Annotated in this window: 12 protein-coding genes and 1 pseudogene; 6 read left to right on the top strand and 7 right to left on the bottom strand. The window is 67.4% G+C overall.

All coding sequences use genetic code 11. From position 1 onward, the window contains the following. The first annotated feature begins 219 nt into the window (after positions 1 to 219). The 3 genes from EFA46_RS13925 (at position 220) to EFA46_RS13915 (ending at position 3002) form a co-directional block, all read left to right on the top strand. Positions 220 to 1077, top strand: coding sequence for a ParA family protein (locus EFA46_RS13925; RefSeq protein ID WP_123078547.1), 858 nt, complete (start codon positions 220 to 222; stop codon positions 1075 to 1077). Continuing rightward, positions 1077 to 1574, top strand: a complete 498-nt coding sequence (locus EFA46_RS16275; RefSeq protein WP_255494151.1) for a hypothetical protein — start codon at positions 1077 to 1079, stop codon at positions 1572 to 1574. Before EFA46_RS13925 ends, EFA46_RS16275 begins: the two co-directional genes overlap by 1 nt. 96 nt (positions 1575 to 1670) lie before the next feature. After that, a complete protein-coding gene (locus EFA46_RS13915) occupies positions 1671 to 3002 on the top strand; it encodes an OFA family MFS transporter (RefSeq protein WP_123078545.1) in 1332 nt (443 codons plus the stop codon). Between the two features lie 39 nt (positions 3003 to 3041). Here EFA46_RS13915 and EFA46_RS16270 read toward each other — a convergent pair whose 3' ends face one another. The 4 genes and pseudogenes from EFA46_RS16270 to EFA46_RS13895 all read right to left on the bottom strand — a co-directional run bounded on the left by EFA46_RS16270 (position 3042) and on the right by EFA46_RS13895 (position 7669). Then, a complete protein-coding gene (locus EFA46_RS16270) occupies positions 3042 to 3164 on the bottom strand; it encodes a hypothetical protein (RefSeq protein ID WP_255494150.1) in 123 nt (40 codons plus the stop codon). Further along, on the bottom strand, positions 3161 to 3940 hold the full coding sequence (locus tag EFA46_RS13910; protein WP_255494149.1) for a sulfite exporter TauE/SafE family protein: 780 nt from the start codon (positions 3938 to 3940) through the stop codon (positions 3161 to 3163). The genes EFA46_RS16270 and EFA46_RS13910 overlap by 4 nt, the downstream gene beginning before the upstream one ends. Positions 3941 to 4037: 97 nt before the next feature. Further along, positions 4038 to 5701: pseudogene (locus EFA46_RS13900) on the bottom strand (ammonium transporter). Positions 5702 to 5731: 30 nt separating this feature from the next. After that, on the bottom strand, positions 5732 to 7669 hold the full coding sequence (locus EFA46_RS13895; RefSeq protein WP_123078539.1) for a primary-amine oxidase: 1938 nt from the start codon (positions 7667 to 7669) through the stop codon (positions 5732 to 5734). 287 nt (positions 7670 to 7956) lie between these two features. Here EFA46_RS13895 and EFA46_RS13890 point away from each other — a divergent pair, with 287 nt between their 5' ends. Both EFA46_RS13890 and EFA46_RS13885 read left to right on the top strand, forming a co-directional pair. Continuing rightward, positions 7957 to 8766, top strand: coding sequence for a TrmB family transcriptional regulator (locus EFA46_RS13890; protein ID WP_123078537.1), 810 nt, complete (start codon positions 7957 to 7959; stop codon positions 8764 to 8766). Positions 8767 to 8844: 78 nt separating this feature from the next. Next, positions 8845 to 9513 carry a type 1 glutamine amidotransferase gene (locus EFA46_RS13885; RefSeq protein ID WP_123078535.1) on the top strand — a complete coding sequence of 223 codons (669 nt, stop codon included), beginning with the start codon at positions 8845 to 8847 and terminating at the stop codon, positions 9511 to 9513. 383 nt (positions 9514 to 9896) lie between these two features. Here EFA46_RS13885 and EFA46_RS13880 read toward each other — a convergent pair whose 3' ends face one another. The 3 genes from EFA46_RS13880 to EFA46_RS13875 all read right to left on the bottom strand — a co-directional run bounded on the left by EFA46_RS13880 (position 9897) and on the right by EFA46_RS13875 (position 13068). Beyond that, entirely contained in the window at positions 9897 to 11159 is a 1263-nt protein-coding gene (locus EFA46_RS13880) for a Cdc6/Cdc18 family protein (RefSeq protein WP_123078533.1), read from the bottom strand. A gap of 729 nt (positions 11160 to 11888) precedes the next feature. Then, positions 11889 to 12011: a hypothetical protein gene (locus EFA46_RS16265; RefSeq protein ID WP_255494148.1), complete on the bottom strand. Its 123-nt coding sequence runs from the start codon at positions 12009 to 12011 to the stop codon at positions 11889 to 11891. A gap of 13 nt (positions 12012 to 12024) precedes the next feature. Beyond that, on the bottom strand, positions 12025 to 13068 hold the full coding sequence (locus EFA46_RS13875) for a sensor histidine kinase (protein WP_123078531.1): 1044 nt from the start codon (positions 13066 to 13068) through the stop codon (positions 12025 to 12027). Between the two features lie 276 nt (positions 13069 to 13344). Between EFA46_RS13875 and EFA46_RS13870 the strand changes: the two genes are divergently transcribed. Further along, positions 13345 to 14850, top strand: coding sequence for an HTTM domain-containing protein (locus EFA46_RS13870; RefSeq protein WP_255494147.1), 1506 nt, complete (start codon positions 13345 to 13347; stop codon positions 14848 to 14850). Positions 14851 to 14860: the final 10 nt, after the last annotated feature.

Raw genomic sequence — 14860 nt, 5'->3', positions numbered from 1 at the left:
GAGACCCCATACAGCAAGAATTCAAAGAGGGCGTCGACCCCACCGAGAGAGGGCCGGCACGCGATGGATACGGAACTGTCGAGGCCGATAGATACACATCTAGCGTGGACGCTACAGCTAAATCATCTAGCTATACTCCAGAACTATACCGTATAGCTATATCTAATACCGATTGTGTCTGACTTAGATTTATATCCAAGGGCCTCGATGAATCGCCATATGCTGACTTACACCCCCGTGTCGGAGGCCGGCGGCGTCGGGAAGACGACGACTGCGGCGACGCTCGCGGTCAGTCACGCGCGCAACGGCCACGACGTTCTCGCCATCGACATGGACACCCAGAACGGGAGCCTGACCTACTTCTTCGGGCCGGACTACGACCGGGGCGACCCCGAGGTCGACAACCTCGTGCGCCACCTCGTCGGTCGGCCGAAGGGCGACTTTCAGGACCTCACGCACGAGGTCGAGGCCGGCGTCGACCTCGTGCCCTCGCACAACATGCTCGAGGACCTCCACGAGTTCCTCCTGAGCGAGAAACAGCAGGCCGACCGTCTCGGGGAGTCCTACAGCATGTACCACCAGCTCCACCGCGTGCTCCGCGACGCGGACGTCCGCGAGGCGTACGACGTCGTCGTCGTCGACACCGCCGGGAAGGCGGGTCCCATCCTCTACAACGCGCTCGTCGCCGTGCGGAACGTCGTCATCCCCTTCGAGGCGACGGCGAAGGGCCAGGAGTCCATCGAGGGCCTCGACGACCTCGTGGACGGCCTCGAGGAGAACATCGGCGTCGACGTCGGCGTCCTCGCCGTCCTCCCCATCGGCTATCGGGACACGCGCGACCAGCGCGAAATCCTCGGCGAGCTCCGGGAGAGCGGCTTCCCGGTACCGGTCGTCATCGGCGAGCGCGGGTCGCTGATGGAGGGCTGTTGGCGACAGCAATGTAGCCCATATCGCTATATCGAGGAGCACCGCTCGCGCGAGCGCGACTACGAGCTCGAGACGCTCGAGCAGTTCGAGGAGCTCGCCGCGTTCCTCGAGGCAGAGGCGGGCCTCGACACGCCGGAGGTGTCGGCGTAATGGGCCTCAAATCGGGGTCGCGGGACTCCGGCCTCGACGACGCGGAAGACGCCGATGTCGAGGGCTCGGACGACGAGGCGGCCGAAGCGCCCGTGGCCGACGCCGCGAGCGACGCGGACGAACCAGCGACGGCGGAAGGCGCCGAAAGCGCGGCGGGCACGGAGTCAGGCACGGGCGGCGACACGGGCGAGGCGAGCGACGCGTCGAGTGACGCGGCGGCAGAAGCCGAGGAGGGTGACGACCGGCCGTCGATGAGTTCGATCCCCTACAAGCTCCGGCGGAACAAGGTGAACGAGGGCCGCGAGCAGGTGCCGTACTTCCTCCGGGAGGACGTCATCGCGGGCGAGGAGGAACTCCAGGACACGCTCGAGGACGCGCTCGGCGAAACCGTCTACAAGTCCGACTACCGCGAGGCCGCGATGGTCGTCGCCCAGCGCAATCCCGAGCTCATCGCGGACATCCTCCGCGAGTGGGGGTACGACCTCGACGCGGAGTGAGCGAGGGGTAATCGCCACACCGGGATGTGTCGCTGTGAGGGCGCGGGTGCGAGGAATTTATGGGGCGACCCGTCCGGGAACACCTATGGAGGCCGCATGAGTACCGAGACGGATCACGCCGCGCGCGCGAAGGACGTCTTGGGGTTCTCGCGGTGGTGGCTCATCGCGGCGGCCGCCGCGATGATGGCAGTCGTCGGGCCGTACCAGTACGTCTGGTCGAGCCTGCGCTCGCCGGTCGCACGACACCTCGGCATCGAAGCGGCGGCGCTCTCGACGGTGTTCACGCTGTTCGTCGCCGTGCAGGCGTGCTCGCAGTTCCCGGTCGGGTGGTGGCGGGACCGCCACGGCCCGCGCGGGGTCTGCGCGCTCGCGGCGGTGCTCGCCGGCGGCGGGTACGTCGCGCTCGGCTACGCGACGACCGTCTGGCAGGTCTACCTCGTCTACTCGCTCGGCGCGTTCGGCGTCGGCATCGTCTACACGGTCGCCGTCAACACCGCGCTCAAGTGGTTCCCGGACCGGCGCGGTCTCACGACCGGCGTCGGAACGATGGCGTTCGCCGCCGGACCCGCAGCGCTCGTCCCGTACGTCCGCGCGAACACCGGGCCGACGGTTCCCGATGGCGCGTACGTCTCGCTCCTGCGGACCGTCGGCATCCTCATCTTCGTCGTCGTGCTCGTCGGCGCGCTCGTCATTCGCGATCCGCCCGCTGGCTGGCGCGACGACTCGGACGACGGCGCGGCGAAGCAGTCGAACGCGGACGGCGCCGAGACCGGCGAGACTGCGGGCGCGGGCACGCATCGCAAGCAGTACACGTGGCGGGAGATGCTACGGACGTGGCAGTTCTGGCTGCTGTACGCGATGTTCGTCGCCGTCTCGGGGTCGGGGTTGATGCTGACGGAGAAAATCGTCGACTACGCGATCTATCACGACCTCGCACCCGTGATCGCGACGCTCGCCGCGACGCTCCTCCCGCTCTCGAGCGCCATCGGGCGCCTCGTCCTCGGGGAGGCCGCCGACCGCTTCGACCCGATGCGGATGACCGCGCTGTCCTTCCTCCTGTGCGGTCTGGGGCTGTTCGCCGTCGTCTACTTCGGGATACAGGGGATCGCGGGAGTGTTCGTCGCGGCCGTCGTCGTCGCGACGTTCTTCTGGAGCCCGAAGTACACGCTCTTCCCGATGCTCGTCGCGGACTACTACGGCACGAAGCACTCCTCGGCGAACTACGCGCTCCTCTACTCCGGGAAGACGTGGGGCGGCGTCCTCGGCGGCACCGTGACGGGCCTCCTCGTCTCCTCGATGGGGTGGGACCGGACGTTCCTCCTCGGCGGCGCACTCGCCGTCGTCGCCGGCCTCGCCGCGTTCGCGCTCCACGCGCCGCCGCGCGCGACGACGCGGACCGAAACGGCGGTCGCGGAGAGCGACGACTGAGGCGAGCCGAGCGTGGGACACGCCGGAGCGGGCCGCGATCTATACGTCCTCGACGAGACGGTACGTGTCGAGGCAGCCCCGACAGCAGAACGCCCCGTCGAGGTCCGCAGCCGTCACCGGCGACTCGTCGAGCGCCATCCCGCAGTGCGTGCACTCGCTCATCCGACCACCAGCGGTTGGTAGACGGGAATCGTGATGTGCGGGATCGGGACACCGAGCATCGCGAGCCCGTGCGCGAACGGCACGTACCCCAAGAGAAGGAAGGCGGCGCCGAGCGCCCGGTGGAGCGCGCCGCGCGAGCGCGTGCTCAGCGTTCCGGTCGCGGTGCCGTACGCGAGCATCGTCGGCGTTGTCGCGAGGCCGAGAACGGCGAGCGAGACGCCGCCGACGACGGGGTCGCTCCGTGCGAACGCGTAGAGGAACGCCGGGAAGAGCAGCGGGCACGGCATGACGCCGTGCGCGAGGCCGAGCACGACGACGCGCGGGGGCTCCACCCAGCCGTCGAGGCGCGCGACGAGGCCGCGAAAGAGGCGGCCGAGTACGCGGCCGGCGCGGCCGGTGGTCTGCAGGGCGTCGAGCGGGGTTCTGTGCCGGCCGGCGAGTCGGAAGGCGCCGACGCCGATGATGAACGCGCCGACGGCGACGCCGACGACCGCGCGGACGAGCGTGCCGTAGCGACTGATCGCGGCCGTCTCGTAGAAGACGGTGCCGAGCAGTCCGAACGCCGCGCCGAGCGTGGCGTAGCTGACCGTACGCCCGGCGTTGAACAGGAGTTGTTGGTGGGCGACGCGGCCGATCGAGACGGATTCCGATCCGAGTCGATCGGCGTACATCGTCGCGACCGGCCCGCACATCCCGACGCAGTGCGCGCCGCCGAGGAGGCCGATGGCCGCGAAGACCGCGTACTCGATCGACGCCGTGCCGACCGACGGGAGCACTCAGGCCACCCCCGTGGTCGCGGTCGTGTGTCGCGCCAGCATCACGTTAGTCGGCTTCGATGCCGATATCGCCCGTCTGGGCGCATTCGAACATGACTCAGACCGCCTCCGGTCCGGTCTTCCCGGTGCGAATCTGAAGTGCGTCCTCGACGTCGATGACGAAGACCTTCCCGTCGCCGGGCTCGCCGGTCTGTGCGCCCTCCTGGATGGCTTCCGCGACGTCCATCGCGGGGATGTCCGCGACGATGCACTCGATCTTCACCTTCTGATGGAGGTCGACCGTGTACTCCTCGCCGCGCCACTGCTCAGTCATCGGCGGCTGACTGCCGCGCCCCGAGACGTTCGTGACGGTGAGCGACGGCGCACCGACCTCGGCAAGCGCCTGCTTCACGTCACCGAGTCTGTCAGGGCGGATGACCGCCACGACCATCTCGATGTCGCTCATTGCTGGCCCCCCTCACCGCCGTCCGTGGCGGCCTGCTGGCGGCTCGACGCGCTCGCGCTCCCGGGCGCGTTGCGGCCGAACTCGGGGTAGGTGTCGACGCCGTGCTCGGCAGCGTCGAGTCCGTCGAGTTCCTCGTCGCGGCTCACGCGCGCCCACCCGACGGCCTTCAGCACGCCGTAGATGGCGAGCGTGGCGCCGCCCGCCCACGCGGCGAGGACGGCGACGCCGATGACCTGCGTGACGAGCTGTGAGACGGTGAAGGGTGCCGTCGTGTTGACGAAGGGGTACGCGAGTGCGCTGAGGAGGCCGGCCGAGCCGTGGACGGGGAAGACCGCGCAGACGTCGTCTATCTCGAAGCGTTCGAGCAGGTCGAAGACGAGCACGACCTGCACGCCCGCGACGAAGCCGACCGCGAGCGTGCCGCGCCAGCTCGCCACCGCGACGATGCTGCAGACGCTGACGAGCCCGGCGAGCAGGCCGTTCGCGCTCATGAGCGGGTCGACCTTCCCGCCGCGTACGTAGCCGGTGAGCGCGGCGCCGATGGCGCCCGCGCCCATGACGAGCGCGGTGTTGATGGCGACGCGGCCGGCGTATGCGAAGTCGGCGAGCGCGAGGTCGCCGGCGTCGGTGACCTGGAAGACGTTTATCGCGGTGCCGACGTTGAAGCCGTACCAGCCGAACGCGAGGATGAGCGTGCCGAGAATCGCGTACGGGAGCGAGTGCCCGGGGATGACGTTCGCGGTGCCGTCGTCGTCGAAGCGGCCGATGCGCGGGCCGACGACGTACGCGGCGACGAGACCACAGACGCCGCCGACCATGTGAACGATGGCGCCGCCGGCGAAGTCCGCGAACCCGAGCTGTGAGAGGAAGCCACCGCCCCACGTCAACCCCGTCGCAACCGGGTAGATGAGCGCGCCGACGAAGACGGTGAAGACGAGGTAGCCGCCGAGTTGCGCGCGCTCCGCGACGGCGCCGGAGACAATGGACGCGGCAACCATCGAGAACGCCGCGCCGAAGAGCAGGCCCGCCCACGCAGTCGAGCCAGCGCTGAGGTGGGAGAAGACGCCCGAGATGGAGCCGCCGGACGTTATCGCGGCGGCGATCCCGGAGACGGCGACGCCGACGACGAAGTACGCGATGACGCCGACGCCCCACGTGAGGACGTTCTTTGTGAGCTGGTTCGCGACGTTCTTCGTGCGCACCTGTCCGGACTCGAGCATGCCGAAGCCCGCGTGCATGAAGAACACGAGGAAGGTGGCGACGAACACCCAGAGGAGGTTGACGCCCTCCGCGACGACGCCCGCATCGACGGCCATCTCAGGCCACCTCCGTGGCGACGGGCATCGTCAGTCGTCCCCCGTGGACGTCAGGTCGTGCTCGCAGGCGTCGGGCTCGGGCGGGAGCGTGATGGAGGGATTCGAGTCGAGGAAGCCCTCGGGTTTGAGGTGGAAGCTCGCGATTTCCACCGGTAACACCGGCCAGTCCTCCGGGCGGGTGACGTGATTCACCCCGAGCGTGTACCAGAGCACGACGTCCTCACCGACGAGGTCGCGGTCCTGCTCCGTCCACTCCGCGAGCCCCGTGGTGGTATCGTTCTGGTTCGGGTAGTCGCCGGCCGCGTACTGCTCGTCCGGGTCGTACTGGGTCGCCCAGAAGTTGTTCTGGATGAAGCCCGCGCGCGATTTCACGCTTGACGTCGGTTTCGCCGGCGAGTTCACGTTCGAGTGCGGGACGAGCTTGTAGCCACAGGGCCGGCCGTAGGAGTTCGTCGTCTCCGTGCTCTCGACGCGCCAGAACTTCCCCGCGAGCGGGTCGATGTCGTCGCGCGCCTCCTGCTCGGTCTCCATGACGGTCTCCTTCGCGCGGAAGCCGTTCTTGCGCTCGCTCCCGACGGGCTCGTTGTGGACCTCCATCACCTGATTCGGGGTGTCGTCGATGTCGAAGTCCAGCCGGAAGTTGAAATGGTGCTGGTGGATCGGCGTCTTCACCTGATCACCGACGATGGCGTACTCGCCGTTCGTCTCCGAGGCGTCCGTGTCGGCGGGAACCATCCCGTTCGAGTCGATGCCGGTCAGCCGGACTTCGCCCTCAATGGAGCCGTCCGGGTAGAAGTACCAGTAGAAGCCGTAGTCGTAGTTGTAGACGGTGGCGATGAAGGAGACGACGAGGCGGCGGCGACGCCGGACTTCGGTGTGGTCCTTGCGCCACTCAGTGTGCTTCCAGAGGACGCCGTCGTCTTCCTCGTGCATGCAGACGGCGTTCGGGAGAATCTTCGATTCGCCGTTGACGTCGTTCATTGCGACGTCGAAGTACTGCATCTCACCGAGGCAGTCACAGCCCTCCGTGAGGACGTTCGCCATCCGACCGACGTGGAACTCGCCGATGTCGAAGGCGTCCTTCCACGAGTGGTTCACGTCCGGGTCCCCGTACGGGACGGCCATCTCGGAGGCCGAGGCCCGGTGGAGGACCTTGCGCTTCTCGTCGCCGTCGTCGAAGGTAACGTCGTGGAAGACGAGGCCCTCGCGGGGCGTCCAGCCGACCTGGAACTCCCAGTCGAGCCAGTCGACCGTCCAGTCGTCCACCTCGAAGCTCGGGCCGTCCGGCTGGACGACGTCGAGGTGCTCGAAGTCGTCGCGCGTGTCGACGCGGTCGGCGCGGTAGTCCGCGTCCTCGCTCGGGAGCGGGGAGTCCTCGTCGACGACGCCGTTGTCCTCGATGTGGACGACCTCCATCTCGTCGAGGTCGACGTACGCGAAGAGCCCCTCGATGGGGCGGGCGTAGCCGTTGTCCTCCTCTTCGGTCCGAATCCACGAGAGGCCGCGGACGAGCCGGCGGTCCTCGAAGCCGTCCGGCTCGAAGCCGCTCGCGGGCCACGGGTCGACGATCGCGAGCTCGAAGTCCTCGACGCCGCGTTTCGCCGCGGCCGCCTGCCAGTCGGGGTCACTCTTCACGACCTCCTCGGCGGCGTCCACCTCGTTCGGCGTGATGGCGGGCTCGACGTCCTCGACGTGCTCGATGTTGAGACAGGTTTCGTCGGTGAGGGAGACGGTCGCCTCGTAGGTCGCCTTCTCCTCCCGGACGACGAGGAACGCCTCCCGGTCGAATTGGCCGTCGCCGTCGAAGTTCCGGACGACAGCCTTCGGCGGTTCCTCGAGGACGATGCTGTGGTAGGTCGCGTCGCTGGTGACGTCGGTCTCGGCTTTGAGGATTTCGGCCGCGACCTCGATCTCCTCCGGGGTCAGCGGGTCGAGCGGGTGTGAGACAGATGTGGGACTCTGTCCCATCAGAAGTGCACCTCCACGAATCTCCCATCGTAATCTATTGCGATTCCGCACACCGCATCGCTGTTGTACTGCACGGATGTTTCTCTCTCGGAGATAGTCTTAGATGATGTTCACCACCACTAAGTGGTAAATATCGACACGTATTCTAGAGTATTTTCCACAATAGTATTCCTATACCTGATTTAGGAATACAATATGTGTAGACATCACCACAGACAGATACGTTCGGTCGGTTATTCTCGAATGAATGAAGTAGTTTGATTAAGTGGTGCGTGTGACAGAGAGACATGGATGCCGACCCGGTCGCTCACCTCCGCGAGATGGGGCTCTCAGAGTACGAGGCGGACGCGTATCACGGCCTCCTACACGTCGGCACCGCAACCGCAAAAGAGGTCTCCGACGTCGCCGACGTCCCGCAGTCCCGCGTCTACGACGTCCTCGACTCGCTCGAAACGAAGGGGTTCGTCCACATTCAGCCGGGCAGACCCAAGAAGTACGGCCCGGTCGACCCCGACACCGCCGTCCAGCAGTTCTGCGCGCACCGGCGGCGCCAGCACGACCGGGCGCTCTCCGCGATTCGTGACCACGGGGAGCGCTTCCGGACCGCAATCGGGGAGCAGGACCTCCAGCGCCCCAGCGCGGCCGACGTCGACGTCGCGTGGTCGTACTCGAACCGCTATCAGATTCTCGACCAACTCGCGGAGCTCTGCGAGGACGCCACCGACCACGTCCTCATGATTACCACGCCGCTCAGCTTCGAGCGGATGGTCAACCATCACACCGACGCATTCCGCCAGAGCGCCGCCGACGGCGTCGACATCAGGACGCTCGTCGCGGACGACAGGCGAATCGACGAGTCCGTTCGGCAGAGCGCGACGGAGTGGATGACGATACGCCGCGTCGACACCATCGAGGGCCGACTCTACCTCTACGACGACGAGAACGTCATGCTGGCGTTCCGGGACAGCGCGGACGAGGGATTCGTCGGTGTCTCGACGACCAGTCACCACCTCCATCGGACCCTCGCGCACCTCTTCGAGTTGATGTGGTCGGACAGTCGCGCGCTCGCCCCCGAACCCGCCGCGGACACCGAGTAGGGACGCGCCACCCCCGAAGACCACCACTGACGAGTGGTGAATCAGCATTATCGACGCGGCGCGAGGAGTGACACGCGAGTGACGCGGAGAACCGACGGCGCGCGTCGCGACCCCGAGCGGTCGCTGTACCTCGTGCGCAACGAAGTCGACCCCGAGCTCGCGTTCCACTACGAAGCGCTCGCACGCCACCTCCCGGACGCGACCGTCGTCGATTACCCCGACGGTGAGCGCTTCGAGCCCGCGGACGCCGACGCGGTCGTGCTCTCCGGGAGCACCGCTGGCGTCTACGAGTCGGGAGGCGGGTGGATAGAGGCGGAGGCGGCGCTCGTCCGCGACCTCGTCGCCGCGAGCGTGCCGACGCTCGGCATCTGCTTCGGCCACCAGATCGCGAACGCCGCGCTCGGTGGCACCGTCGAGCACGCCGGGATGACCGCCGGCCTCGTCGAAGCGTCGCTCGCGGACGTCCCACTGTTCGACGGCGTCGAGCCCGTCGTTCCAGTCCTCCACGGCGACGTCGTCGTCACGCCCGGTGAGAGCATGGCTGTCGTCGCCTCCGCGAGTCACGCGCGCGTGCTCGCGACGCGCCACGAGCACGCGCCCCTGTGGACCGTCCAGTTCCACCCGGAGCTCACGAGTGCGCTCCGAGCGCGACTCGTGGGCGAGTTCGAGTGGCGAGCGGGACCGCACGCCTTCGCGGACGCCACCACCGAGCGCGTGCTCGCGAACTTCCAAGCGCTCACGGAATGATTCGTCGACGCTCGCGAAACCGGGACCCCACACCCCCGGAGCGGCGACCCCCACCCCGGGTTGTAAGTGTATCCGCACGAGTCGCCCCGTGCACGGCGTGACCGGGCGCGCCGCGGAGAACGCGACGGCCGTGAATCGAAGGAGGAGCGGGAGGCGGGGCTCGGGACGCCGGCTCCGTCTCCGCACACCCCCCGCGTTGTAAGTGTATCTCGCGGTCCCACCGCCTAGCTCGGCAGTAGAGCGGCACGCGTGAGTGGCGAACACAGACGGCGAGCGGGGGTGAGGACAGTCGATTGAACGCGGGTGGGGAACGTGGTGAGTGGGCGGTCAAGCGTGCGATCCGGACGGTCACACCCCCCACGTTGTAAGTGTTTCCGACGCCCTCAGACGTCGAACTCGCTCTGCACGTGCGAGCGACTGGACTGCTCGAACGACCCGAGGAGGCTGTCGACCGAGGACGGGAACCCGCGTTGCAGGCGGTCGTCCTCGCGGAACGTCTCGACGATGATGCGGGGTTCGTCGACGAGCGAGTAGATGTACGAGCGCCCGCCGCGACGCCCAAGGTTGTGCTCGCCCTTCTCGAGGAGGCCGAACATCTCGAGGGTGTCGAGGTGGTCGCGAACGCGGCTCTCGGAGAGCGTGTCCGAGTCGATGCGGTCGCAGAGGTCCTTGTACAGGGAGTAGATCGTCTTCACCTTCGCCTCGCCGTCGGGGTCGATGACGAGGAGCGTCGTCGCCATGAGGACGAGTTGCATCTGGCTGGTGAGGCGTTCGGTGATGATGTCGCGCGTGTTCGCGCGGTCGACCTCGCTGCGCGCGATGCGGACGTGGTCCTCGAGGACGGCGTCGTCGTCCTCGTGGCGCGCGATGTCGCCTGCGGTTTCGAGGAGATCGAGCGCCATCCGGGCGTCGCCGGAGTCCTGGGCCGTGAGCGCGGCGGTAAGCGGGATGACGTCGTCGGAGAGGACGCCGTCGCGGAACGTGAGGTCCGCGTAGTAGGAGAGGATGGAGCGGAGCTCGTTCGCGTCGTAGGGGGAGAACTGGATCTCCTTCTCGCAGAGCGTCGACTTGACGCGCTGGGAGAGGTTCTCGCGGAACTTGAAGTTGTTACTGATGCCGACGATGCCGACCTCGGCGTGCTCGAGTTCGCCGATCGCCTTCGCGCGCGGGAAGTCGTAGAGGAGTTCCTCGTCCTCGCCGAGCTTGTCGATCTCGTCGAGGATGACGATGACGTAGCCGCCGATCTCGTCGAGGCGCGCGTAGATGCGCTCCCAGAGAGTGTCGGGATGCGTCCCCTGCTTGAAGTGCTGGTCCGGGTAGAGTTCGTTCGCGAGATACTGGAGGACCTTGTACGTCGACGTCCGCTTGTTGCAGTTGACCGAGAGCGTCGTGAGCTCGACGTCGGCGCTCGCCGCCTCGTCCTCGAGGAACTCGATGACCTTCTGCGTCGTCGCGGTCTTGCCGACGCCCGTCTGCCCGTAGATGAAGACGTTGGGCGCACCGAACCCGTCGGGGATGTCCTGGAGGGCGGCGGCGTACTCCTGAATCTCCTCCTCGCGTTCGAGGATTTCTTCGGGAGTGTAGCCCTCCTTGAACGGCTCCTTGTCCCGGAAGATGTGATTCGACCCCTTGAACGGCGAGTCCATAGCCACGTCGTCACACTCCACCTACATTAACCCTCCCCTGCAAGTGTTCTAACTGTTCTAAGTGTTCCCGAAAACACCGGAACACACACCCCCCAGATTGTAAGTGTTCTTCGGCGAGAGAAGGAGGAGGCGGGGGGTAGATCGAGAGAAAGAGGGAGAAGAGAGAGCGGAGAGTGCGTAGGAGTCGATATCGAAATGGTGGCGTCCGAGACGAGAGATGGACCAAGACCGACGGGAACCCACGCCGAGAACGGCTGAAGCACGGTGCTACCGTACCACTACTAGACTAGATACTAGACTAGCATAGTAGTATTAGTCTTTTCTATTCCAGCAATATAGTCTATTGCTCCTATACGGTATTTACAGGCACTGTAAACGGTATTAAACACTTACAATTAGGAGGGTATCTTGGCCCGATATTCCGCGCCTTTAAGCTTATAGCTGATTTGCCCTCCCCACTGGGGGGTCGCCGTCTTTGCGCGCGGAACACTTACAATCTGGAGTGGGGGCGACGGCGGTGTTCGCGACCCAGCCTCGATTCCCTTTTCTCTCGAAAACAGTACTATCAACCTCTTTTTCTCCTCTTCTTGAACGCCGCCCTCCCCCTCGACGAAACACCAACCCGAGTTGTAAGTGTTCTTGACGTGCCGAACGGTCCCTATCGTTCGCTGGATCGACATCGCGTCTCTCGAAGCACGCGCCACCGCCCACGCTCTCGGTGACGGCGATTCACGAGTCGTGGGTGGCGACGATATCCGCGATGATCGCGGGGTCGTATCCCGCCCCGTCGGACGCCGTCGTGTAGCCGGGCCCGAACACGCGACTCCGGTCTTCGTCCGCGCGGATGCGCACCGAGTACGGTGCCTCAGTCCCGCGCGGGCACGAGTTCGAGCGTGATGTCGCTCCCGCCGTCCTCGCGTTCCTCGTAGGTGACGGCGCCGTCGTAGGCGGTGGTGATCCAGCGGACGAGCCAGAGGCCGAGACCGCTCCCGTGGTCGAGCGGCGTGACTTCGACGTCGCCGGTGAGGAGGCGGCGCTCCCGCTCGGGGAGCCCGGGTCCGTGGTCGCGCACCGTCAGCGCGACGACGCCGTCCGCGTGCTCGGCGCTGACGCGGACGCGCGGCGTCTGCGCGTCGGTGTGCCTGATCGCGTTGTCGACGAGCGCGGCAATCGCGCGGTCGAGGTGGCCGCCCGAGCGCACGGGCGGGACGTCGCCGATGTCGACGGTGACGGCCGCGTAGTCGACGAGCGGCACGTCGTCGAAGGCGGCCTCGACGGCGTCCGCGAGCGCGACCCCGTCGAGGTCCGGGTCGGCGTCCAGCACGTCCTCGAGGTCGCTCGCTTCCTCGACCATCCGGTCGAGCGCGAGCGTGCTCGTCCGGACTTCGCGTGCCGACTCGACGAGCGCCGGGTCCTCGACCGCTTCGGCGAGGTGCTCGGCGTGCTCGAGGAGGCTCTCGACCTCCTCGGAGAGGTTGTAGCGGAGGACGCGATTGAGGACGGCGAGCTCACGCTCGCGGCGGATCTCGTCCGTGAGGTCGGTGTAGAGGGCGAACCCGCGGTCGCCGCCGTCGTAGGGAATGCCGCGATAGAGGAGGGTCTTGAGGCCGTCCTCGGTGAGTCGGTCGACGATGGCGTAGTTCGGCTTGCCGGCGGCCGTCCGCCGGTCGAACCGGTCGCTCTCCGGCGCCCGGCCGGTCGGGACGATGAGGTCGTTCAGCGAGGCGCCGACGACCTCCTCGTGCGTGACGCCGAACGTCTCGCAGAACGCGTCGTTGACCAGCGACACGACCGGTTCCCCGTCCTCCAGTTCGAACGCGACGACGGCGTCTTGGACGTTCTCGAAGAGGTAGCGGAACGGCCCGGTGTCGCCGCGAACGTCGAGGGCGTGGGATTCATCCCCATTCATCGTCTCTCGATTTGCCCTTCCTGAAGATAATACTTCCGTACGTAGTGTTAAAACTGATTAAGGAACACGAAAACACAATATATGATGGAACAAAAACTCGATTGCCTTCTATATTGGGGTATTTGGGGACGATTGACCACTCTAATGTTCCGGGTTGTCGGCGCTCCGGTCGTCGCCGACTCACTCCACGCCGCCGTTCGCCGCCGAACACTCGTGTACCGGCACGAGCAGAAGGCTTATTCTCGCGGCCGAGCGACGACGAGCCACTGATCACGGTTGGCCCTCCCGACCTCCATTCGGACCGCGTTCGCGGCGCTTCGCGACGGCCTCGTCGACCGACTGCGTATCGACACGCGCGCGCTCGCTGCGCTTCGCGTCGCGCTCGGCCTCCTCCTCCTCGTCGACCTCGCGCTCCGCGCGCGCCACCTCTGCGCGTTCTACACCGACGCCGGCGTTCTCCCGCGCGCCGTGCTCGCCGACCTCTACCCGACCCTCTCCCAGTTCTCGCTCCACGCGCTCTCGGGGGACGCGTGGCTCCAGCTCACGCTGTTCGCGCTCGCCGGCGCGTTCGCGCTCATGCTCTGCCTCGGCTATCACACGCGCGCGGCGACGCTCGCGTCGCTTCTCCTCCTCGTCTCCCTGCACGCGCGGAACCCGCTCGTGTTGAACGCGGGCGACTCCCTGCTGCGTCGCCTCCTCTTCTGGGGGCTGTTCCTCCCGCTCGGCACGCGCTGGTCCGTCGACGCCGTCCACCGGGGCCCGACTCGCCAGCGCCTCGCCGGCGTCGCCAGCGTCGCCTCCGCCGGCCTCCTGCTCCAGGTCGTCGTCGTCTACGTCGTCAACGCGCTGTTCAAACACCGGGGCGAGCTCTGGTTGCGCGGCGACGCCGTCCGCTACGTCTTCTCCCTCCGCGAGTTCACCGTCCTCCTCGGGCCGGCGCTCGCCGGGCACGCGCTCCTCCTCACGGCCGCCGACTGGCTGTGGCTCGCGCTCATCGCCGCCTCCCCCCTGCTCGTCCTCGTCACCGGGCGCGCGCGGACGGCGCTTGCCGCGTGCTTCCTCGGCGCGCACCTCGGGATGCTCCTCACGCTCCGCGTCGGCGTCTTCCCGCTCGTCTCCGCCGCCGCGCTCCTCGTCTTCCTCCATGGGGGCGTCTGGGCACGCGTCGAGCGACGCGTGGCGCGTGTCGCCGCACGCGCCGGCGGCCGACGCCTCGGCGCGCTCGCCGGCCGCCTCCCACGGGCGCCCCGGCCGTCGTTCCGCCTCCCCGCCGCCGTCAGTCGCGTCGGACGGGCCGTCGTTCCGGTCGCCCTCTGCGTCCTCCTCGTCGCCGCGCTCGCGTGGAACGCGGTCGCGCTCGGCGCGCTCGACGTCGGCGGGTCGGACGAGGCGTCGGTCGCGCCCTCCGAGTACAGTTGGAACATGTTCGCGCCCGACCCGCCGCGCAGCGACCGCTGGTTCGTCGCGCCGGCGCGCACCGCGAACGGGTCGACGGTGAACGCGCTGACCGGGCGCGCGGTCACGTGGACGCCGCCCGACGAGTTCGCCGCACAGTATCCGAGCGCGCGCTGGCGGAAGTACCTCAGCAACGTCTGGAAGCGCGACGACGCCCGGCTCACGGGTGCGTACGCGGGCTACCTCTGCGAGCGCTGGAACGCCACGCACGACGCCGACCTCGTCGCAATCGACGTCGCCGTCGCTCGGCAGGCGACGCGGCTCTCGGGGCCCGAACCGATAGCCCACCGCACGCTCTGGAGCGGCCGGTGTTCGGCGACGCCGTGACGCTCGATGT

It is taken from the genome of Halarchaeum sp. CBA1220 (assembly GCF_003721175.2).
Taxonomy (GTDB): domain Archaea; phylum Halobacteriota; class Halobacteria; order Halobacteriales; family Halobacteriaceae; genus Halarchaeum; species Halarchaeum grantii.
This window is presented reverse-complemented; position numbering and strand designations above follow the sequence as displayed.